Annotated in this window: 20 protein-coding genes; 5 read left to right on the forward strand and 15 right to left on the reverse strand. The window is 70.0% G+C overall.

All coding sequences use genetic code 11. The features are described from left to right. Together HH310_RS18575 and HH310_RS18580 are read right to left on the reverse strand one after the other, a co-directional pair. Nucleotides 1-888, reverse strand: a complete 888-nt coding sequence (locus HH310_RS18575; protein ID WP_169176839.1) for an FAD:protein FMN transferase — start codon at nucleotides 886-888, stop codon at nucleotides 1-3. Then, entirely contained in the window at nucleotides 888-1,190 is a 303-nt protein-coding gene (locus HH310_RS18580; protein WP_169176840.1) for a hypothetical protein, read from the reverse strand. The genes HH310_RS18575 and HH310_RS18580 overlap by 1 nt, the downstream gene beginning before the upstream one ends. Nucleotides 1,191-1,328: 138 nt before the next feature. On the opposite strand from HH310_RS18580, the gene HH310_RS18585 reads away from it, so the two are divergent. Then, entirely contained in the window at nucleotides 1,329-2,546 is a 1,218-nt protein-coding gene (locus HH310_RS18585; RefSeq protein ID WP_169176841.1) for an NAD(P)/FAD-dependent oxidoreductase, read from the forward strand. Nucleotides 2,547-2,619: 73 nt separating this feature from the next. On the opposite strand, the gene HH310_RS18590 is transcribed toward HH310_RS18585, so the two are convergent. Further along, nucleotides 2,620-3,555: an NAD-dependent epimerase/dehydratase family protein gene (locus HH310_RS18590; protein ID WP_169176842.1), complete on the reverse strand. Its 936-nt coding sequence runs from the start codon at nucleotides 3,553-3,555 to the stop codon at nucleotides 2,620-2,622. A 136-nt stretch (nucleotides 3,556-3,691) separates the two neighbouring features. Here HH310_RS18590 and HH310_RS18595 point away from each other — a divergent pair, with 136 nt between their 5' ends. After that, nucleotides 3,692-4,534 carry a CehA/McbA family metallohydrolase gene (locus HH310_RS18595; protein WP_169176843.1) on the forward strand — a complete coding sequence of 281 codons (843 nt, stop codon included), beginning with the start codon at nucleotides 3,692-3,694 and terminating at the stop codon, nucleotides 4,532-4,534. Nucleotides 4,535-4,553: 19 nt separating this feature from the next. Here the strand turns inward: HH310_RS18595 and HH310_RS18600 are convergent, their stop codons facing one another. The 6 genes from HH310_RS18600 to HH310_RS18625 all read right to left on the reverse strand — a co-directional run bounded on the left by HH310_RS18600 (nucleotide 4,554) and on the right by HH310_RS18625 (nucleotide 10,967). Next, nucleotides 4,554-5,171: a response regulator transcription factor gene (locus HH310_RS18600; protein ID WP_169176844.1), complete on the reverse strand. Its 618-nt coding sequence runs from the start codon at nucleotides 5,169-5,171 to the stop codon at nucleotides 4,554-4,556. Continuing rightward, nucleotides 5,168-6,289 carry a sensor histidine kinase gene (locus HH310_RS18605; RefSeq protein WP_312034190.1) on the reverse strand — a complete coding sequence of 374 codons (1,122 nt, stop codon included), beginning with the start codon at nucleotides 6,287-6,289 and terminating at the stop codon, nucleotides 5,168-5,170. The genes HH310_RS18600 and HH310_RS18605 overlap by 4 nt, the downstream gene beginning before the upstream one ends. Next, complete coding sequence (locus HH310_RS18610) at nucleotides 6,286-7,074, reverse strand: ABC transporter permease (protein ID WP_169176846.1); 789 nt, start codon at nucleotides 7,072-7,074, stop codon at nucleotides 6,286-6,288. The genes HH310_RS18605 and HH310_RS18610 overlap by 4 nt, the downstream gene beginning before the upstream one ends. After that, nucleotides 7,071-7,889, reverse strand: a complete 819-nt coding sequence (locus HH310_RS18615) for an ABC transporter ATP-binding protein (RefSeq protein WP_211192322.1) — start codon at nucleotides 7,887-7,889, stop codon at nucleotides 7,071-7,073. Before HH310_RS18615 ends, HH310_RS18610 begins: the two co-directional genes overlap by 4 nt. A 1,189-nt stretch (nucleotides 7,890-9,078) precedes the next feature. Then, entirely contained in the window at nucleotides 9,079-10,191 is a 1,113-nt protein-coding gene (locus HH310_RS18620; protein ID WP_169176847.1) for an alpha/beta fold hydrolase, read from the reverse strand. Further along, the gene (locus HH310_RS18625; protein ID WP_169176848.1) at nucleotides 10,188-10,967 is read right to left on the reverse strand and encodes an LLM class flavin-dependent oxidoreductase; all 780 of its coding nucleotides are present in this window, start codon (nucleotides 10,965-10,967) and stop codon (nucleotides 10,188-10,190) included. The genes HH310_RS18620 and HH310_RS18625 overlap by 4 nt, the downstream gene beginning before the upstream one ends. Before the next feature lie 65 nt (nucleotides 10,968-11,032). Between HH310_RS18625 and HH310_RS18630 the strand changes: the two genes are divergently transcribed. Further along, complete coding sequence (locus HH310_RS18630) at nucleotides 11,033-11,410, forward strand: VOC family protein (protein WP_169176849.1); 378 nt, start codon at nucleotides 11,033-11,035, stop codon at nucleotides 11,408-11,410. Here HH310_RS18630 and rnhA read toward each other — a convergent pair. Next, the gene (gene rnhA / locus HH310_RS18635) at nucleotides 11,368-11,835 is read right to left on the reverse strand and encodes a ribonuclease HI (protein ID WP_169176850.1); all 468 of its coding nucleotides are present in this window, start codon (nucleotides 11,833-11,835) and stop codon (nucleotides 11,368-11,370) included. The two genes, HH310_RS18630 and rnhA, sit on opposite strands and share 43 nt — an antisense overlap. Before the next feature lie 68 nt (nucleotides 11,836-11,903). Here rnhA and HH310_RS18640 point away from each other — a divergent pair, with 68 nt between their 5' ends. Both HH310_RS18640 and HH310_RS18645 read left to right on the forward strand, forming a co-directional pair. Next, a complete protein-coding gene (locus HH310_RS18640; RefSeq protein WP_312034191.1) occupies nucleotides 11,904-12,827 on the forward strand; it encodes an ABC transporter ATP-binding protein in 924 nt (307 codons plus the stop codon). Further along, nucleotides 12,824-13,582, forward strand: a complete 759-nt coding sequence (locus tag HH310_RS18645) for an ABC transporter permease (RefSeq protein WP_248294135.1) — start codon at nucleotides 12,824-12,826, stop codon at nucleotides 13,580-13,582. The genes HH310_RS18640 and HH310_RS18645 overlap by 4 nt, the downstream gene beginning before the upstream one ends. 182 nt (nucleotides 13,583-13,764) lie before the next feature. On the opposite strand, the gene HH310_RS18650 is transcribed toward HH310_RS18645, so the two are convergent. The 5 genes from HH310_RS18650 to HH310_RS18670 form a co-directional block, all read right to left on the reverse strand. Further along, nucleotides 13,765-14,112: an MmcQ/YjbR family DNA-binding protein gene (locus HH310_RS18650; RefSeq protein ID WP_169176851.1), complete on the reverse strand. Its 348-nt coding sequence runs from the start codon at nucleotides 14,110-14,112 to the stop codon at nucleotides 13,765-13,767. A gap of 164 nt (nucleotides 14,113-14,276) precedes the next feature. Then, nucleotides 14,277-15,242 carry a DNA polymerase domain-containing protein gene (locus HH310_RS18655; RefSeq protein WP_169176852.1) on the reverse strand — a complete coding sequence of 322 codons (966 nt, stop codon included), beginning with the start codon at nucleotides 15,240-15,242 and terminating at the stop codon, nucleotides 14,277-14,279. A gap of 1,148 nt (nucleotides 15,243-16,390) precedes the next feature. Continuing rightward, nucleotides 16,391-16,690, reverse strand: a complete 300-nt coding sequence (locus HH310_RS18660) for a hypothetical protein (RefSeq protein ID WP_169176853.1) — start codon at nucleotides 16,688-16,690, stop codon at nucleotides 16,391-16,393. 161 nt (nucleotides 16,691-16,851) lie between these two features. Continuing rightward, nucleotides 16,852-17,607: a carbohydrate ABC transporter permease gene (locus HH310_RS18665; RefSeq protein WP_396027528.1), complete on the reverse strand. Its 756-nt coding sequence runs from the start codon at nucleotides 17,605-17,607 to the stop codon at nucleotides 16,852-16,854. 119 nt (nucleotides 17,608-17,726) lie between these two features. Beyond that, complete coding sequence (locus tag HH310_RS18670) at nucleotides 17,727-18,620, reverse strand: carbohydrate ABC transporter permease (RefSeq protein ID WP_396027527.1); 894 nt, start codon at nucleotides 18,618-18,620, stop codon at nucleotides 17,727-17,729. Between the last annotated feature and the right edge of the window lie 45 nt (nucleotides 18,621-18,665).

Here is an 18,665-nt window from a genome sequence, read left to right on the forward strand (position 1 = left end):
TCATGACGGCCACCCGCCCACCCGCACCACGTCGCCGCCGAAGCTGACGAGCCGGCCCGGCGCACCGGACAGCGCCGAGACCGCGCCGTGCCCGCGCACGATCGCGGCCGTGCTCAACGTGTTCGCCCGCAGGCAGGTGTGTGCGGCGACGGAAACCGTGCGCCACACCCGTGAAGCCGGCCGCCCGGTGCGCGGATCGAGAATGTGGTGCAGGCGGTCGCCCCACGTGCGCGAGACCGTGCTGGAGGTCGCGAGCGCGGCCCCGGCCGGCAACGCCACCGTGCATTGTGGATCGCCGGGCCGGTCCCGCACCAGCACCCGCCAGCCGCCGGACGGACCGGGGCCCGCCGTCGCGATGTCCCCGCCGAGCGCGACCAGCACGCCGATGCCCAGCCGGGCGGCGACCAGCGAAGCCGCCCGGTCCGCGGCGACCGCCTTCGCCGTGGCCCCGAGATCGAGCAGCACCCCCTCGGGGACCACCAGATCGCGGTCGTCGAGGCGTACGGATCGCCAATCGGGGTTGGGGAAAACGCGCACCCGGCCGCCGGTGATCCGGGCGAAGTCGCGGTCGTATCCGAGGCCGCACATCGCCGCGCCGACCGTCGGGTCCACGTCGCCGCCGGTCTGCTCGGCCGCGTCCAGCGCCGCTCGCACCAGCGTCGCCAGCAACGGGCTCACCCGCGTCCGGCCCGCCGCGCACGCCCGCCGCAGCTCGGAATCGGCCCGGAAGCGGCTGCACGCGGCATCGATCGCGGCGAGTTCGGCGCGGACCAGCGGCACGGCGAGAGCCAGCCGTGCCGGGTCCGTCACCACGATCCGGGCGGTGGTGCCCCAGACCGTCCACTGTGCCGTGTCGGTGTCCACCGGGAGCGTCTCGACAAGCGGCATCAGGAGCCTCCCGACGTGGCTTGGCCGCCGCCTCCGGCGCCGTCGAGCGACGGAAAATCGGAGCCGGCGCCGCCCAGCGACGGGGAATCGCCTCCGGTGCCGCCCCGCGACGGGGAATCGGAGGACGAAGCCGAGGAATCGGACGACGCGCCGGACGACGCCGGGGAATCCGAGACCGACGCGGAATCGGATGAATCCGACGCGTACGCGGCAATCCCGACGGCCAGCGTGCCGGCCGCACTGACCGTGACCAAAGCTCCGGTGATCAGCGCCGTCCGGCGCAATCCGGCATCCCGCTCCATCCGATCCCCCTTCGTTGATGCTTCAACCGAGCTTCACCAGGGGTCTTAGCGCTGACCTGTGCCTTTGTTAGGTGCCAGCTGTGACTCTGGCCATGCTCGGTTCGGCGAATCGGGTCGTTTCGACTACGTTCGGTACGCGTGACACATGATGTCGACGTTCTCGTCGTGGGTGCCGGCCCGGCGGGACTCAGCGCGGCTCGCGCCGCGGCGGCAGCCGGTGCCTCCACCCTCGTGCTCGAGAAGCAGAACGAGGTCGGATACCCGGTCCACACCAGCGGCGGTTCGTGGGTCAGCGACATGCGCGCCCTCGACGTACCCGAGCACCTCTACCACCCGGTCGACGACGTGACCCTGCTCGGCCCCGCCAGCCAGGTCTCGTGGCGCCTGCCGGACACGGTCTGCATGATCGACGTCCGCGGCCTCTACCAGCATCTCGCCGAGAAAGCCGTCGCGGCGGGCGCCCAGCTGCGCGTCCGGCACAGCGTCACCGACGTGCTCCGCGACGGCACCCGCATCGCCGGCGTCACCGCGAACGACCACCGCGGCACCCGGATCGAGCTGCGCGCCGCGGTAACCGTGGACGCCAGCGGCTTCTCCCGCCGGATAGGCCTCAAGGCGGGCATCGGCGAGCCGTTCCGCCGCTACGGTTTCGGCGCCGAGTACGAGCTGGTCGCCCCGAACTTCCCGGACCGCACCATCTACGTCGTGGTCGGCTCCGAGGTGGCCCCGGACGGCTACGCCTGGCTGGCGTCGGTCGCGCCGGGCCGGGTGCGCGTCGGGGTCGGCACCATCCACTCCGACGGCAACGTCGACCCCCGCCTGTACCTCGACCGCCTGAGCGAGATCCCGCAGCTGCGCGACCTCCTCGCCGCGTCGAGCCCGGTCGAACTGCACACCGGTCTGATCCCCGCCGAGGCGCCGCTCGAGCGCATGTCCGCCGACGGCCTGCTCATCGTCGGCGACGCGGCCGGCCAGGCGTCGACGCTGATCGGCGAGGGCATCCGCTTCTGCATGTACTCCGGCGACATGGCCGGTTCGGTAGCGGCCGACGCGGTCAAGGCGGGCAACGTCAACGCGGCCGAGCTGGGCCGCTACGACAAGATGTGGCGCCGCCGCTTCGGCCGCTCCATCGAGTGGGCCTACCGCATCAACCGCTACATGGCCTCCGAGTCGGGCGGCCAGGGCGGCGCGGGCTGGGACGACTACGTCTCCACCATGGGCGAGATCGGCATCGAACGCGCCGTCCCGCTGATCCGCGGCGACTTCACGGCGTCGAACCTAGCCGCCTTCGCCGCGACCAAGCCGTGGCTGTTCGGCCGCCGCGGCGTCAAGGCACTCTGGCAGCTCAAACGATAAAGACCGATGTCGCAGCGGGGTGGGGTGGTGCGGTTCGCTGCTCCCGCCGAGGGCCGCGGCGGGCACCCCTCGATCAGCGGCCCTCCAGCAGCCGCCTTTCCTCCTCGGGTGACAGCGGCTCGGTTGCCTCGCGCGTCGCGTTCCACTCGTCGACGGCGGTGACGGTCTCGGCGACCGGGTGGAGCGTCAGGCCGGCCGCAAGCGCGCGGGTGTTGTCGACCAGGTTGGCCGCGCTCCAGTCCGGGTCGCCGATCCAGAGCGGCACGCCCATCCACGGGTCCACGCCAGCGTTCCGGAGCTCGGTCGTAGACATCCAGACCAGGTCCTGGTTGCCGCCGGCGGCCGTGCGGCAGGCCGCGAGCAGATCGGCCATCGGCAACGGTGATCCGACGACGTTGAACACCGGGGCGCCGCCGGCCGCAAGCTCGCCGGACGCCCCGGCGACCAGGAAGCCGGCCAGATCCCGTACGTCGGTGAACTGCATCGGATCGTTCGGGTCACCCGGCGCGAGAACCGGCCCGGGTCGCCGGAAGCGCCGCGGCCAATAGCTGAATCGCTCGGTCGGGTCGTGCGGACCGACGATCAGCCCGGGCCGGGCGATCAGCGCGCCGTCGCCAAAGCGCTCCAGCACGACGCCCTCGCACGCCGCCTTGCGCCCGCCGTAGGAGTCGTCGCCCAGCAGCGCGGCGCCCTCCACCGGCGGCACGCTCTGGTCGGCGTACACCGAGACCGACGAGACGAAGACATATCGATCGGCGGTCAGCACGCCGGTCGACAGCGCGACGACCGCGGGGTCATACGCGGCGCAGTCGATGACCGCGTCGAAATGCCGCCCGGCCAACGCCGACAGGTCCGCCGTGCGGTCGCCGAGCACCGTTTCGACGTGCGGATAGAGCCCGGGAGCCGTCCGCCCCCGGTTGAACAAAGTTACCTCGGCGCCCGCGTCCAGCGCCCGGTCGACGACGGCCCGCCCGACGAACCGGGTGCCGCCCAAGACCAGTAAATGCATGTGATTGATGTCCTTCGCAGAAGATGAGTCGTTTTCCGGGCATGACAAAGGGAGCTCAGCTCTCGCATGGCCCCACCCCGAACTCGATCGTCTGCGTCCACACCGGACACCTAGCACCGCATACTAGCCTGCGAGGATGGCACGCTGGTACCGGGGCGATCTGCACACCCACACGCGGCGGTCGCACGCGGGCGAGCTCACCCCCGCGCAACTGGTCGCGGCCGCCCGCGCGGCCGGGCTGGATTTCATCGCCATCACCGAGCACCAGGCCACCGACACGTACGCCGAGCTGCGGGCGCTGGCCGGCGACGATCTGCTGGTCATCCCCGGTCGCGAGGTCCTCACCGACCACGGTCACTGGCTCGACCTGGGCGCCCTGCGCGTGGTCGCCCACCCGTTCGGCCCGTATCCGTCGAGCGACCCCGGTGAGTTCGACGTCGTCGAGGTCTGGAACGGTTCGTGGAGTTCGGATCTGCCCTGGAACGCCGACAACGAGGCCGCGCTGGCCTACTGGGGACGCGAGCTCATCGAGGGCCGCGTGCGCCCGGCGATCGGCAACAGCGACGTGCACCTGCCCGGCCAGCTCGGCACCCCACAGACGGTGGTGCTGGCCGACGCGTTGTCCCCGGCGGAAATCCTCGCGGGGGTCGGCACCGGCCATTGCTGGGCCACCGAGTCGTCCGATGTGGACCTCAGTTTCACCGCCCGGACGTTCGGCCACGACGCCGACATCGGCGACCGCCTCGAAACCGGAGCCGCCCCGGTCGCGCTGCGGGTCGAGGTCAGTGGCGCCCCGGCCGGGCTCGTCACGTTCCGCACCGCGCACGGCCGCCTGCACGCCGAAACCCTGCCGCCACCGGGGCAGCCGGCCGTCATCGAGTGGGCGACCAGCGCGCGGGAGTCGGGTTTCGTCCGGGTCGAGGTGCGTCACCCCGACGGTCGCATGGCCGCCCTCACCAACCCGATCACCCTGGCGTGAGCGCGGCGTGGGCAACCGGTCAGAGCAGGCCGTGCTGCATGGCCGTGGTGACCGCGGCCGTCCGGTCGGCCACGTCCAGCTTGTTGAAGATGCGCAGCAGGTGCGTCTTCACCGTGGCCTCCGAGATGAACAGCCGCTTTCCGATGTCGGCGTTCGTCAGACCCCGCGCGACCAGTCCCAGGACCTCCGACTCGCGGGCCGACAACGCCGGCGGCGCGGGCTTACGCACCTGCCGGACCAGCGTCGACGCCACGCTGGGCGCCAGCACCGTCTCCCCGCGCGCCGCCGCCCGCACCGCGTCCGCCAATTCGGTCGGCGACGCGTCCTTCAACAGGTAGCCGGACGCGCCCGCCTCGATCGCCCGCAGGATGTCCCGGTCGGACTCGTAGGTGGTCAGGACCACGACTCGTACGCCCGGAACGCTCGCCAGCATCGTGCCGGTGGCCGACACCCCGTCACCCCCGGGCATGCGCAGGTCCATCAGGACGATGTCGGGTCGCACCGTGGCGGCCAGCTCGATCCCCTCCGGCCCGGACGATGCCTCGCCCACCACGACGAGATCCGGCTCGGACTCGAGCATGCCGCGCAACCCGTGCCGGACCACCGGATGGTCGTCCACCAGCAGGATCCGGATCACGCCGGCACCTCCAGCTCGATCGTCGTGCCCATGTCCGAGTCGGAGCGTACGACGAGAACGCCATCGACCTGCTCGGCCCGCGATCTCATGCCGGTGAGGCCGTAGCCGACCGCCGAGGACGGCGTGAACCCGCGGCCGTCGTCGCGTACGACCAGGCGGACATTCTCCGGCGTATAGGCCAGCAACACCGCCGCTTCCCGGGCCTGGGCGTGCCGGCGGACGTTCGTCAGCGCCTCCTGCGCCGCCCGCAACAGCACGACGGCCACCGCGGTCGGCAACTCCCGCTCCTCGCCGGAGACCCGGAACGTCGCGGGTGTGCCGGTTTCCTCGGTGAAGCGAGCGGCCTGCCGGCGTACGGAATCGGGCAGTGAACCGGAAGCCAGCGCCGAGGGTGACAGAGCCGCGACGAGTGCCCGGGCCTCGGCCAGATTCTCTTTCGCGGTGCGCACCGCGAGCGCCAGACGTTCGTCGGCAAGTTCCGGATCGGCCGCCTGCAACAGCGTGATGATGCTGGTGAAGCCCTGCGCGAGGGTGTCGTGGATCTCGCCGGCCAGGCGGGCCCGCTCGGTCGCGACACCGGCCTCGTGGGACAGCCGCCCGACCTCGGCACGGCTGCTCTCCAGTTCCTCGATGAGGCGGGCGCGGTCCTCGCTCTGCCGCATCACGCTGGCGATCCAGAAGCCGAGCCAGATCCCGCCGGAGGCCGAGATGAGAGCGATGAGGGCCTGCATCCGGACCGCCGCGGCGCTTTCGGTCGTCGCCGCGGCCACCGGTACGAGGTTGACTACGACTACGAGCACGACGGCCGTCCGGAGCCGCACCATCTGGAATATCAGCGGTATGACGCCGAACAGGAGCCAGGTGGCGGACGGGTCGGCCAGTACCGCCAGCCCGAACAACGCGATGTACGCGACGGCGAGCAGCAGGGCCGCCCGGCTCTCGCTCCCACGGCGGACCAGGTGCCGGCCGATCGTGGCGTGCAGGATCGCGAGCACCGCGATGCACCCGACCGCGGCCAGCTCCCGCACCGGCGACACGTTGTGGATGACGAGGACCGCGGCGGTCACGGCGAGCGCGACCACCGCGAAATAGGCCTCCCAGCGTGAGATCAGATTCACCGATCGCGCTCGGACCATCGAAACGTCACCAGGCACAACACCAATCCGACCACACACCAGGCTCCTAGCACCAAGGCCGTGCGGCCTAGTTCCCATTGACCGGCGACCTCGTTCACCTTCATACCGTCCGGCAGGAACACATACCGGAAGCCCTGCGCCATCCACTTCACCGGGAAGATCGAGGCGACCGCGTTCAGCCAGTGCGGCAGCTCGGTCGGCGGATAGATGAACACCCCGGAGATGAACTGCAGTGCGACCACCGGCACGTTCAGGATCGCGCCGGCGGTGCGAGCGTGCCGCACGATCGTACTCACGGCCATACCCAGCAGCGAACACGCCACCACGGACAGCAGGAACAGCCACAGGAAGGTGAGCCAGTGGCTCGCGTCCGGCAGCGACATCCCGAAGACGAGCACGCCCACGGCGATCAGGACTACGACCTCGGCGACGCTCAGGGCCAGTACCAGGATCAACTTCCCCAGCACGTACGACGTGGAAGTGATCGGCGTGCCGTGCAACCGTTTGAGCGTCCCGTCCTCGCGGTCCATGGCCAGGCCGGCGCCCATCGTCACGAACGCGGTGGACAGAATCCCGTACGCGATCATGCTGGCCGAGAAGACGTGGCTCGCGCTCACCCCCGGCTGGTCGTAGCTGTCGCCGAAGATCGTGCCGAACAGCAGCAGGAGCAACGCCGGGAAGGCGAAGGTGAAGACGACGGCGGTGCGATCGCGCCGGAACTGCAGGATCTCCACCCGGCCGCGGCTGATTCCGTGGGTGATGGTCATCGGTTCGCCCCAATGAGTCGCAGGTAGGTGTCTTCGAGACTGGGCCGGGTGACGGTCAGCGTGGACAGGTCCGCGTCCTCGGCGACCAGCTTGCGGATCAGCTCGGTTGGGTCGGTGACCCGCTCGGTGTGGCCGTCCCAGCTGACCGTGCGCGTCTCCGGGCCGCCGAGCGTGGCCGGCGTCCCCTCGGCGACGATCCGCCCGGCGGCGATCACCGCGAGCCGGTCCGCTAGGGTCTCGGCCTCGTCCAGGTAATGCGTGGTGAGCAGGATCGTGGTGCCCTCGGCGGCCAGGGCCTTGATGAGATCCCAGAACCGGTGCCGGGCTTCCGGGTCGAAGCCGGTGGTGGGCTCGTCCAGGAAGAGCAGCTCGGGCCGGCCGACGATGCCGAGCGCGACGTCGACGCGGCGGCGCTGACCGCCGGAGAGCTGGCGGATGCGGGTGTCGCGCTTGTCGGTGAGCCCGACGAGCTCGATCACCTCGTCGGCCGGGCGGGGGTCCGGATAGAGCCCGCCGATGTGCCGGACCATCTCGGCGACGGTGAGGTCGGCCGCGTCGTCGGTGTTCTGCAGGACGATGCCGAGGCGGGCGCGCCACGCCGAGCCCGCCGTACCCGGGTCCTCCCCGAGCACGCGGACATCACCGCCGTCGCGCCGCCGGTGCCCCTCCAGGATCTCGGTGGTGGTGGTCTTGCCCGCGCCGTTGGGCCCGAGCAGAGCGAAGACCTCCCCGCGCGCGACCGTCAGGTCGATGCCACGAACCGCTTCGTGGCCGCGATAGCTCTTACGAAGTCCGCTGACTTCAATCGCTGTCATGCATCGAATGGTGTCGTGCCGGAGCCCTCGCGGGGGACGACCGCCCGACCGTCATCGGATGTCCACCGATCGATGGACACGCTTCGCGATAGGCGTCTCGGGGTTGCTCGGCTTTCCCGCGAGCGTCACCGCGGTGCGTCGTCCGTGAAGCCGGGCGGCATCGTGCGGTCGGTTGATCAGCGCTCGCCGACGGATTACTCGCCGGCTTTTTGTCTGATTAGATCGCGTTTGCGGTCCGGTTCGGAGCGTTCGGTGTAGACCTTGGAGAGTTGTGGTCGACATGTGGGCGCAACTCTCCAAGGTCTCGATTTTCGGCCTCGGCGGCGGCTTCCAAAAGCCGCGAAGTCGTAAAAATCCACCATCCAGTGTGGAGGAGCGTCCACAATGTGTAACTGTTCAGCTGGTTCCGTCGGCCGGGAGTCCCCGTGCGAGGCGGCGCCGCCAGGCCCGGGCAGGTCCCAACTCCCGACAATGGGCGCCCCCACCCGGGTGTGGGCAGTCGCAACGCCGGGAAGGCCGTGGCTCCCCACACCGCGGCCACCCCCACCCACGCGTGGGGAATCGCGACGCCGGGAAGGCCCTGGCTGCCCACACCACGGCCACCCCCACCCACGCGTGGGGAATCGCAACGCCAGGAAGGCCGTCGCTCCCCACACCACGGCCACCCCCACCCACGCGTGGGGAATCGCAACGCCAGGAAGGCCGTCGCTCCCCACACCACGGCCACCCCCACCCACGCGCGGGGAATCGCAACGCCAGGAAGGCCGTCGCTCCCCACACCACGGCCACCCCCACCCACGCGTGGGGAATCGCAACGCCGGGAAGGCCGTGGCTGCCCACACCACGGCCACCCCCACCCACGCGTGGGAAATCGCAACGCCGGGAAGGCCGTGGCTCCCCACACCGCGGCGACCCACAGCAGGTATGGGCACCCGCCACGGCCGGAACGTCCCAGCTCCCCACAGCGACGGCCCTCAGGTCCGCCACGCAAGGCCAACCCATCGGAGGGTGAGCGGCGCGAGAACCAGCTGAACAGATCCACGATGTGGTCTGCCCGTCTCACAGTGCGGGAAGCTCTGCTGGATCGGCGAGCACCGAGGACGCCGTTGGCCGCCACGACCGGGCGTGAAGAGTCGGATTCCGCCACGACCCGGCTCGGCCACGGGGCGATCCGGACCCCGGAACGTCTCTACTGGCTCAGCAACACCTCCGCGCAGGCCCGGACCTCGTCGACGAAAATCTCCGGAACCTCGAAGGCGGCGAAATGCCCGCCCCGCGACGGCTCGCTCCAATAGCGAATGTCGGGGAAGCGGCGCTCGGCCCAGCGGCGTGACGGGCGGGGCACCTCGTAGGGGAAGACCGAGCAACCCGTCGGAACGTCGACGCTGTCGGTGCTGCCGTCGTGGAACAACGCCCGGATCTCGGCGAAGCTCTCCCAATACATCCGGGCGGCGGAGGCACCGGTCGCGGGCAGCCAGTACAGCATCAAGTTGTCGATCAGCCGGTCGTGGCCCAGCACGCTGCGCGGGTCGGTCCAGGCGTGGAACTTCTCCACGATCCACGTGGCCAAGGCCGCCGGGGAGTCGACCAAGCCGTACCCGATGGTCTGCGGGCGGGTCGCATGCAGGAAGGAATACCCGTCGCCGGAGTCGTCGGACAACGCCTCCAGGGCGGCGCTCTCGGCGGCGGTCAGGTCGGCGAAGGTCGCGGGGTCGGGCGCCACCAGCGGCGGCATCAGATGGATGCCGAGGACGCGCGACGGGTGGCGCTGGGCCAGCGACGTGCTGATGCTCGTGCCCCAGTCGTGGCCCTGGGCGAGGAAGCGGTCGTAGCCCAGGCGGGCCATCAACGCGGCCCACGCGTCGGCGGTGCGGTGCACGGACCAGCCGGGCGCGGACGGCTTTTCGCTGAACCCGTAGCCGGGCAACGACGGGCACACCACGTGGAAGCCGGCCGCGGCCAGCGGGTCGATCACCTCGGCGAACTCCACGACGGAACCCGGCCAGCCGTGCGTCATCAGCAGCGGTACGGCGTCCCGGCGCGGCGACCGCACGTGCACGAAGTGGACCGTCAGGCCGTCGATCGGGGTGCGGAACTGCGGATGCCGGTTCAGGCGTGCCTCGGCGGCGGCCCCGTCGTACGACTCGGCCCAGTGACGGCACAGCTCCTGGGCGTACGGCAGCGGTGTGCCCTGGACCCACCCGGCGCTGGTGGCCTGCTCGGGCCAGCGGGTGCGGCGCAGCCGTGACCGCAGATCGTCGACGACCTCGGCACCGAGCCGGACCCGGAACGGCTCGATCATGACCGTGCCGGTGGGCCGGCCGCGATGCGCCCGCGGATCTCGTCACGCCGCGTCCAGCGCGTCTCCATCCACCAGGTGCAGCCGGCGTCGGCCCAGGGCGCGACGACCGCCGCCGCCTCCGCCGGGGACGTCTCCCCCTCGGCGAGAACGTCGAAACCCGCTGGGACGCCCTTCTCGGCGAGCCACGCGGTCATTTCCCGTACGGCGTCCGGGCCGCCCTCGTAGCCCGGGATGATGCCGTCGCAGCGCGGCACCCGGCGCATGGATTTCGGGCGCGGCCACACGCCGACCACCCAGATCGGAATGCGCGCCTGCACCGGAGCGATCGCGGCCGGGTCGCCGCGCGGCGGCTCGCATCGGTAGTGGCGGCCCTCGAAGCCCTTGCCCGCCCACAGCGCCCGCATCAGGTCGATGCCGTCGTCCATCATCTCGGCCCGCGTGCGCAGATCGGCCTCGGACCCGATGCCGGGCAGGCCCGCGTCCAGCGCGCCGACCCCGACGCCCAGGATCGCCCGCCCGCCGGACAGCTGATCGACGGTCGCGACCTGGCTCGCCACCTTCCAGGGGCGGCGCCACGGCAGCGGCGTCAGGATCGTGCCCAGCCGCACCCGGCTCGTGGCGACGGCCATCGCGGCAAGCAGGCTCCAGGCGTCGACGCCGTAGTCGGTCTCGGGCACGAACACGCCGTCCCACCCCGCGTGCTCGGCGAGAATGGCCTGCTCAACCTGCTCGGGGGCGGTGCCGCCGGGGAGGATCACGCCGTACCGGAGATTCATGGGGTCTTTTTAGCAGGGGGGTCCGACAAGTTTGTGAAGCGACGCGGTCTGCGAGCATCGAGCCCATGACCGCCATCGCCCGCCTCGCCGCCGTGTCCCTCGACGCCCACGACCCATCGGTTTTGTCCCGGTTTTACCAGGATTTACTCGGCCTCGAGGTCTCCTACGAGTCCCCCGATTTCGTCGCGCTCCGCGGCGCGCCCACGCTGATCACGATCCAGCGGGTCGTCGACCTGCCGCCGGTGTCCTGGCCGACCGGGCCGATCCCGAAGCAGATCCATCTGGAGCTCGGCGTGGACGATCTGGACGCGGCGGTGCGCGCCGCCATCGAGGTGGGTGCCCGGCTCGCCGACGCGCAGCCGTCCCCGGACCGCTGGCGGGTCATGCTCGACCCGGCCGGTCACCCGTTCTGCTTGACGACCTTGGTCCCGACCGCTTCCTGAAGGCCGCGGGCGGCGAGCCGGTCGGCGCGCTCGTTCTCCGGGTGCCCGGCGTGCCCCTTCACCCAGTGCCACTGGACGTCGTGCCTGCTCACCGCGGCGTCCAGGCGCTGCCACAGATCAACGTTCTTGACCGGTTGCCGGGCCGCCGTCTTCCACCCGTTGGCCTTCCACCGGGGCAGCCACCTGGTGATGCCATCGCGTACGTAAATGCTGTCGGTGTAAAGCTTGACCGTCATCGGCGACCGGGTCAGCGAGTCGAGCGCCTCGATCGGCGCGGTCAGCTCCATCCGGTTGTTGGTGGTCGACGCCGCCGACCCCCCGCAGAGATCTTTTTCCTGCGTGCCGTACCGCAACACGGCACCCCAGCCGCCCGGACCGGGGTTGGGCACACAGGCACCGTCGGTGTAGATCTCCACCACGCTCATGGAGTGAGGGTAGCCATGCTGATGCCACCCACAGGTCGCCACCCGATTCGGACACGTATGGTGAATCGGTGGTAAGTGAGGATGCGGTCGACCTCCAGGACGTTGTCGTACGCTACGGCGCCACGACCGCTGTCGACGGGGTCTCGCTGCGCATGTTCCGCGGCCGGGTCCTCGCGCTGCTCGGTCACAACGGCGCCGGCAAGACCAGCCTCCTGCAGGTCTGCGAGGGGTTCCGCAGCCCCGACGGCGGCCGTGCCCGGGTGCTCGGCCTCGACCCGATCGCCGACCATGACGCGCTGATGCCCCGGCTCGGCATCATGCTGCAGTCCGGCGGCGTCTACCCGTGGGCGACGACCGGCGAGATCCTGCGCCTGTTCGCCTCGTACGCGTCGAACCCGATCGATCCCGAGCAACTGCTCGACCTGCTCGGCCTGCGCAAGATCGAGCGCACCCGGTTCCGGCGCCTCTCCGGCGGCGAGCAGCAGCGCCTGTCCCTGGCGATCGCGCTGGTCGGCCGGCCCGAGCTGGTCTTCCTCGACGAACCGACGGCCGGCATGGACACCGAGGCCCGGCACACCACCTGGCGGCTCATCGAGCAGCTCCGCACCGACGGCGTGTCCGTGCTGCTCACCACCCACCTGCTCGACGAGGCCGAACGGCTCGCCGACGACGTGGTCATCATGCGGTCCGGCGTGGTCGCCGCGACCGGCTCCCCGGCCGAGCTCACGGCCGCCGCGGGCATCGACCTTCTTTCGGTACGCGCCGAGCCCAGCCTCACCCTCGACGGACGGCTCGCCGGCCTCGACATCAAAGAGAACACCCCTGGTGAGTACGCGATAACGGGCCCCCTGGACGCCACCACGATCGCCGAGGTGCTGAGCTGGTTCGCGGACGCCGGCGCCCGGGTCACCGCGGTGAACACGCGCCGGCGCACCCTCGAGGACGTCTACCTGGCCCTGACCACCGGTGAGAAGGCAGCAGCAAAGCGATGAGCGGTACTTTCGCCCCCGCCCCCGGCCGTGCCCCGATGCGCGCGGTGCTGCGCAGCCAGGTCCGGATGGAGTTGACCCTGACCGCGCGCCGCGGCGAGGCGGTGGTGCTGGCCATGGGCGTCCCGCTGCTGGTCTTACTCGGCGCCGGGCTGACCCACGCGACCAATGTGCCCGGTGGGGACCGCTTGGCGTTCGTGGTTCCCGGCGTGCTGGCGCTGACCGTGATGTCGACGGCGTTCACCGGCCAGGCGATCACGACCGGCTACGAACGCAGCTACGGCGTCCTGAAACGGCTGGGCGCGTCCCCGCTGACCCGCCCCGGTCTGCTGTTCTCGAAGATCGCCGCGGTGCTGGGCCTGATCGTGGTCCAGTTGCTGGTGCTGGCCGCCGTCGGGGTGGCCGTCGGGTGGCGGCCGCACTTCGGGCAGCTGCTGCCGGCCATCGGCATCACCGTGCTGGCGACCGCGGCGTACAGCGGCTTGGCGCTGCTGCTGGCGAGCGTCCTGAAGCCGGAGACGACGACCGCCGCGGCGACGTTCATCTACGTCCTGATGCTCGCGGCCGGCGGCATCATGTTCGCTGCCCCGAACCTGGGCACGGCCGGCTGGTTCATCCTCCCGCTGGCCGCCCACGCCGAGGCCCTGCGCCAGACCTTGTCCCACGACGCTGCCGTGCCCGGCTCGATCTGGCTGAGCCTGTCGCTTTGGACCCTCGTCTTCGTGTCAGCGGCCGCTCGGAAGTTCCGCTGGGAGTAGCGCTGGGCGCCACCGTGTTCGCGCGCGGTCGGCCACCTCGCTCTTGGGCGTAACCATTCACGCACGTCGCCGTGGCGGGTCGAGTGTTCTGGGCGCCCCGCGCCCTCGCTCGGGCCGCCACGGCCCTCGGCGGGAGCAGCGAACCGCACCACCCACCCCGCTACGACAGGCGGCTCTTGATCTCAGGCCAGCCGAGGCAGGTAGGCCGCCCAGACCTTCTTCGGCACGCACATGCGCCAGGCGTCCAGCACCAGCTCGGTCATCTCCTCCTCGTCCAGCTCGGCCATCCACGCCTCGACCCAGTTGAAGCGCATGTCTGACTCGCGCGGCAGATGGAACACGCGCGGCCGGGACTCGACCAGAAGCGGCCTCTCCTCCTTCGGAAAAGCGAACCCCATCTCGGTCTCGTCGCGGGAGAACGCCACATACACGATCTTCCCCACCCGGAACTTCACCCGATCGCTGATCAGGTGCTCTGAGCTGCGCGGCAGATCCCGGGCGACCTGCCGCACGTCATCGACGGTGACCATGCCGAAACTCTAGGCGGGGGGTACGACAAAAAAGCTCGGCGTTCGCACCCCGCCACGTCGCCAGCCCACGGAGCGCCCGGCCGCGTCGGAGAAGCTCTGCTGCACGGCGGCGACACGGGTACGCAGATGCCCGACGGTCGCGACCCGCGCCTGCCACTGATCGCTCAGCTCTCGTCGGCCGCTTGTCGCTTTGCTCGGGCGCGGCGCTTGCCCTCGTGCATCGCCTGCACGCGGGCGACCGGAATGGTGTGGCCCTCCTCCACCAGGCCCGGATCCAGCGCCTGCGGCGGCGGCATCTCCGCGGCCCAGACGTCCCGGTCGGCTAGCAACGCCGGGGCGGTGTGGATCGTGAAGTCGGCCGGGGTCACCGCGTCCAGCTCGTCCCAGGCCAGCGGGAAGGACACCCGCACGCCGGGGCGGATCCGCGGGCTGTAGGCGGCCACCACCGTCGCGCCGCCGGAGCGGGTCGCGTCCAGGAAGACCTTTCCGTGGCGGTCGTCGCGAATGAACGCTGTGGTCGCCAACTCCGGGTCGATGCGCTCGGCGCGGGCCGCCACCGCCCGGGTCGCGGCGGCGACGTCCTCGACGGCGGCCTTTCCGTCCAGCGGCACGAACACGTGTACGCCCTTCGAGCCGCTCGTCTTCACTGCCCCGGACATCCCGGCGTCGGCGAGGGCCTGCCGCACCAGCCGCGCGGCGCCAACGGCCAGCGAGAACGCGCCTCCCTCGGGCGGGTCGAGATCCATGATCAGGTGCGTGGGGTGAAGGTCGCCGGCGACCATGAGCGCGGGGTGGTACTCGAGGGCGCGCTGATTGCCGAACCACAGCAGGGTCCGCCGGTCGTTGCACAGGCCGTAGGTCACCTGCCGGTGGGAGGCCTCTGCCCACACCTCGGTGCGCGGCACCCAATCCGGCGTGTATTTGGGCAGATTTTTCTGCATAAATTGGTCCTGCCCGCGCAGCAGGCGGATCACCGACAGCGGCCGGTCCCGCAACACCGGCAGGATGCGGTCGGACATCACGTCCAGATAGTCGATCAGATCCCGCTTGGTGGCGCCCGCCCCCTCGTACAGCTCCTGATCGAGGTTGGTGAGGTTCACCCCGTCGCGTTCCTCGCCCTTCTCCGCCATCGCCCCATCGTGCCCGAAATCCATCGCCCCTGCTCGCACCCCCCAAGATCAAGAAGGCCCAACAGCGTGGGTCCCCCGCAACACACACCCGGGAGGGACGCATCTGCTGCTTGCGGAACGATTCGGCGGCGACGACCCGCTCGACGAGGCCGGCACGTTTCAACCCGATGACCGACCGCCGTCGAGGTAATCGCGCGCCCATTTGTCGTCTTCGCTCCGGTTCGGTGTCGTCTGATCGGCTGTCCGCCGCCGGATTTCGAGACCTTGGAGAGTTGTGGCTCGTATGTGGGCGTAACTCTCCAAGGTTGCGAAATCAGGGGGAAAAATGTCCGTCGCAAAAGGCGTGTTACGGACAAAGCAATCGTCCTTTTCGGACTGCCGTCCGCGATGCGGCCATCCGCGTCCGGATGGTGGAACTGTTCAGCTGGTTCTCGCGCCGCTCACCCTCCGATGCGGTGGCCTTGCGTGGCTGACCTGAGGGCCGTCGCTGTGGGGAGCTGGGACGTTCCGGCCGCGGCGGGTGCCCACACCCGCTGTGGGTCGCCATGGTGTGGGGAGCCACAGCCTCCCCGGCGTCGCGATTCCCCACACGTGGGTGGGGGTGGCCGCGGTGTGGGGAGCCGCAGCCTCCCCGGCGTCGCGACTGCCCACACCCGGGTGGGGGTGGCCGCGGTGCGGGGAGCCACAGCCTCCCCGGCGTCGCGATTCCCCACACGTGGGTGGGGGTGGCCGCGGTGTGGGGAGCCACCGCCTCCCCGGCGTCGCGACTTCCCACACCCGGGTGGGGGTGGCCGCGGTGTGGGCAGCCACAGCCTCCCCGGCGTCGCTACTGCCCACACCCGGGTGGGGCGCCCGTTGTGGGGAGCTGGGACCTGCCCGGGCCTGGCGGCGTCGCCTCGCACGGGGACTCCCGACCGACGGAACCAGCTGAACAGTTCCGGATGGTGAGACAACGACCAAGGCCAGCGCGTTGACGGCGGCTCAGCGCACGTTTGTGATGTGTGCGGGCGATCGTCATGTGCGACACGCCGCCGGGCTGCCGGCTACGGATTAGGGTGGCCGGGCCGCGCGGGGTCCGGGTGCTCACGCCGCCCGGCTTGGCGACAACGGGCGCCGAGTGGAGGTTCGGGCGGACGCGATCTAGGTGCTCAGGCCGCCCTGGCGATCGCCACCGCTGGGAAGATCATCAGCAACGTCAGGACGACGTAGGTGGCGCCGATGCCGAAGCGCTGGTTGCGGGTGGCGATCACGGCCGCGGTGAACGGGCCGAGGACGATCAGGAAGGCCGCCAGCGTGAAGACGTCGTCGTCGCGGGTCTCGCCGGTCCAGCCGTAGATCATCAGCAACGGGACGATGACCAGCCAGGCCAGCGTCACCATGACAACCTTCAAGGTCACTCGGGTACGGCGTACGGCGTCAGCGGGGTCTTTGTGGAGGGCGAACGCCATCCGTGCAGCGAAACCGTCAGCGGACCGTCTCTCCGTCGTCACGACTCGTAGCCTAGAACGCCCGGCCGGGATGCACATCCACCGCAAAAGGGATGCCCACCCGGAAGGGCCCGGACCGTGGGGATTCCGGACGGTGGAACCCCCACAGACCCGACCGGGCGTCAGCTCTTGACGGAGCCGGCCATCAAGCCGCCGATGAACCAGCGCCCCAGCAGCACGTACACCAGCAGCGTCGGCAGCGACGTGATCAAAGCCCCGGCCATCGACGCCGCGTAATCCGGGGACTGCGCCCCGGCCAGCGCGTTCAAGGCGATCGTGATCGGGCCGTTCCGCGTATTGGACAGGAAAATCGCGAACAAATAGTCGTTCCAGGCCGACGTGAACTGCCAGATGATCGTCACCACGAAACCGGGGATCGAGATCGGCAGGATGATCCAGGCGAACGTTCGCAGCAGGCCCGCCCCGTCAACCCGGGCCGCCTCCACCAATTCCTCGGGAACCGTCGTGGCGTAATAGTTCCGGAAGATCAGGGTGCAGATCGGAATCCCGTAGACACAGTGCACGAACACCAATGTGGGAATGCCGGGCGGGATGCCGATCGTCGTCACGATGTCCCGCAGCGGGATCATCACGGCCTGGTACGGGATGAACATGCCGAACAGGATCAGCGTGAACACCAGGTCCGCACCCGGAAAGCGCCACCTCGACAAAACGAACCCGTTCGCGGCCCCGATGACCGACGAGATCACCGCGACCGGGATGGCCAGCTCGAACGTGCGCAGAAACGCCGGCCGTAACGCGGTCCACGCCTTGTCCCACGACGCCACGGTCCAATGTGCCGGCAGGTTCCACTGGCTGGTGACGCCGATGTCCGAGCCGGCTTTGAAACTGGTCACGATCAGCACGTACATGGGCATCAGCACGATGATCAGGAAGAGCAGGGCCAAGGCGTACTTGATGATTGAACCCGGACCGAAAGAAGACTTGCGCTTGGCGACAACGGTCTCTAACGAGGACGGCGGGGCGATAACCGCTGTCATGAGTTCTTCTCCACCCGATTCGTGTAGATCAGGTACGGCACGATGACGATGGCGACCAGCAGCAACAGGACGATCGAGATCGCCGCCGCCTTGGCGTAGTCGCTGGTCAGCAGCGACTGCCAGACGTAGATCGCGGGCACCTCGGTCAGCCACTGCGGACCGGAGACGCTCATGATCAGGTCGAACATCTTCATCGACATGTGGCCGATGATGATGAGCGCGGACAAGGCGACCGGGGTGAGCTGCGGAAAGATGACATTGCGATAAAGCCGGTACGTGCTCGCGCCGTCCATCGCCGCCGCCTCACGCAACTCGTGCGGAATGCCACGGAACCCTGCCAGGAACAGCGCCATGACGTACCCGGAAAGCTGCCAGACGGCCGGTATCGCCATCGATGCCATGCCCCAGGTCGGGTTGGTCCACCACGCGCTTTGCAGGAAGTCGAGGTGCATCGCGACGAAGACGGCGTTGAGGCCACCGGCGTTGTCGTCCATGTTCGGATTCATCAGCCAGCGCCACACCACGCCCGACGCGACGAACGACACCGCCATCGGGAACAGGTAGACCGTACGGAAAAAGCCTTCGGCCCGGACGCCGCGCTCCAGAATGAAGGCCCAGAGCAGGCCGAAGAACATCGCCCCGACCAGGAACACGACGGTGAAGACGGCGAGGTTCTTCAGTGAGTGAACGAAGCGGTCCTGGATGTCGTTGGTGAACAGGTTCGTGTAGTTGTCGAGCCCGACGAAGCCCTTCGACCCCAGGGCGGTGTGCTCGTCGGAGACGGACACCTTCGTGGTCCAGGCGATCAGCCCGTAGACGAAAACGGCGAGCAGAATGAGCGACGGGGAGAGCAGCAACAGGCCCGGTCCCCAGTGCCGCAGGCGGCGCATCAGGGCTCCTTTGCAAGGGCGGGGCCCCAAAAGCCCCGCCCGATA

The organism is Actinoplanes sp. TBRC 11911 (genome assembly GCF_012933445.1).
Classification (GTDB): domain Bacteria; phylum Actinomycetota; class Actinomycetes; order Mycobacteriales; family Micromonosporaceae; genus Actinoplanes.

Coding starts and splice junctions, on each gene's coding strand:
- HH310_RS18660 (WP_169176853.1), bottom strand. CDS start 16,690: ATGGCGTTCGCCCTCCACAAAGACCCCGCTGACGCCGTACGCCGTACC.
- HH310_RS18630 (WP_169176849.1), top strand. CDS start 11,033: ATGACCGCCATCGCCCGCCTCGCCGCCGTGTCCCTCGACGCCCACGAC.
- HH310_RS18670 (WP_396027527.1), bottom strand. CDS start 18,620: ATGCGCCGCCTGCGGCACTGGGGACCGGGCCTGTTGCTGCTCTCCCCG.
- HH310_RS18580 (WP_169176840.1), bottom strand. CDS start 1,190: ATGGAGCGGGATGCCGGATTGCGCCGGACGGCGCTGATCACCGGAGCT.
- rnhA (WP_169176850.1), bottom strand. CDS start 11,835: ATGAGCGTGGTGGAGATCTACACCGACGGTGCCTGTGTGCCCAACCCC.
- HH310_RS18625 (WP_169176848.1), bottom strand. CDS start 10,967: ATGAATCTCCGGTACGGCGTGATCCTCCCCGGCGGCACCGCCCCCGAG.
- HH310_RS18590 (WP_169176842.1), bottom strand. CDS start 3,555: ATGCATTTACTGGTCTTGGGCGGCACCCGGTTCGTCGGGCGGGCCGTC.
- HH310_RS18655 (WP_169176852.1), bottom strand. CDS start 15,242: ATGGCGGAGAAGGGCGAGGAACGCGACGGGGTGAACCTCACCAACCTC.
- HH310_RS18610 (WP_169176846.1), bottom strand. CDS start 7,074: ATGACCATCACCCACGGAATCAGCCGCGGCCGGGTGGAGATCCTGCAG.
- HH310_RS18595 (WP_169176843.1), top strand. CDS start 3,692: ATGGCACGCTGGTACCGGGGCGATCTGCACACCCACACGCGGCGGTCG.
- HH310_RS18615 (WP_211192322.1), bottom strand. CDS start 7,889: ATGACAGCGATTGAAGTCAGCGGACTTCGTAAGAGCTATCGCGGCCAC.
- HH310_RS18665 (WP_396027528.1), bottom strand. CDS start 17,607: ATGCCCATGTACGTGCTGATCGTGACCAGTTTCAAAGCCGGCTCGGAC.
- HH310_RS18575 (WP_169176839.1), bottom strand. CDS start 888: ATGCCGCTTGTCGAGACGCTCCCGGTGGACACCGACACGGCACAGTGG.
- HH310_RS18650 (WP_169176851.1), bottom strand. CDS start 14,112: ATGGTCACCGTCGATGACGTGCGGCAGGTCGCCCGGGATCTGCCGCGC.
- HH310_RS18645 (WP_248294135.1), top strand. CDS start 12,824: ATGAGCGGTACTTTCGCCCCCGCCCCCGGCCGTGCCCCGATGCGCGCG.
- HH310_RS18620 (WP_169176847.1), bottom strand. CDS start 10,191: ATGATCGAGCCGTTCCGGGTCCGGCTCGGTGCCGAGGTCGTCGACGAT.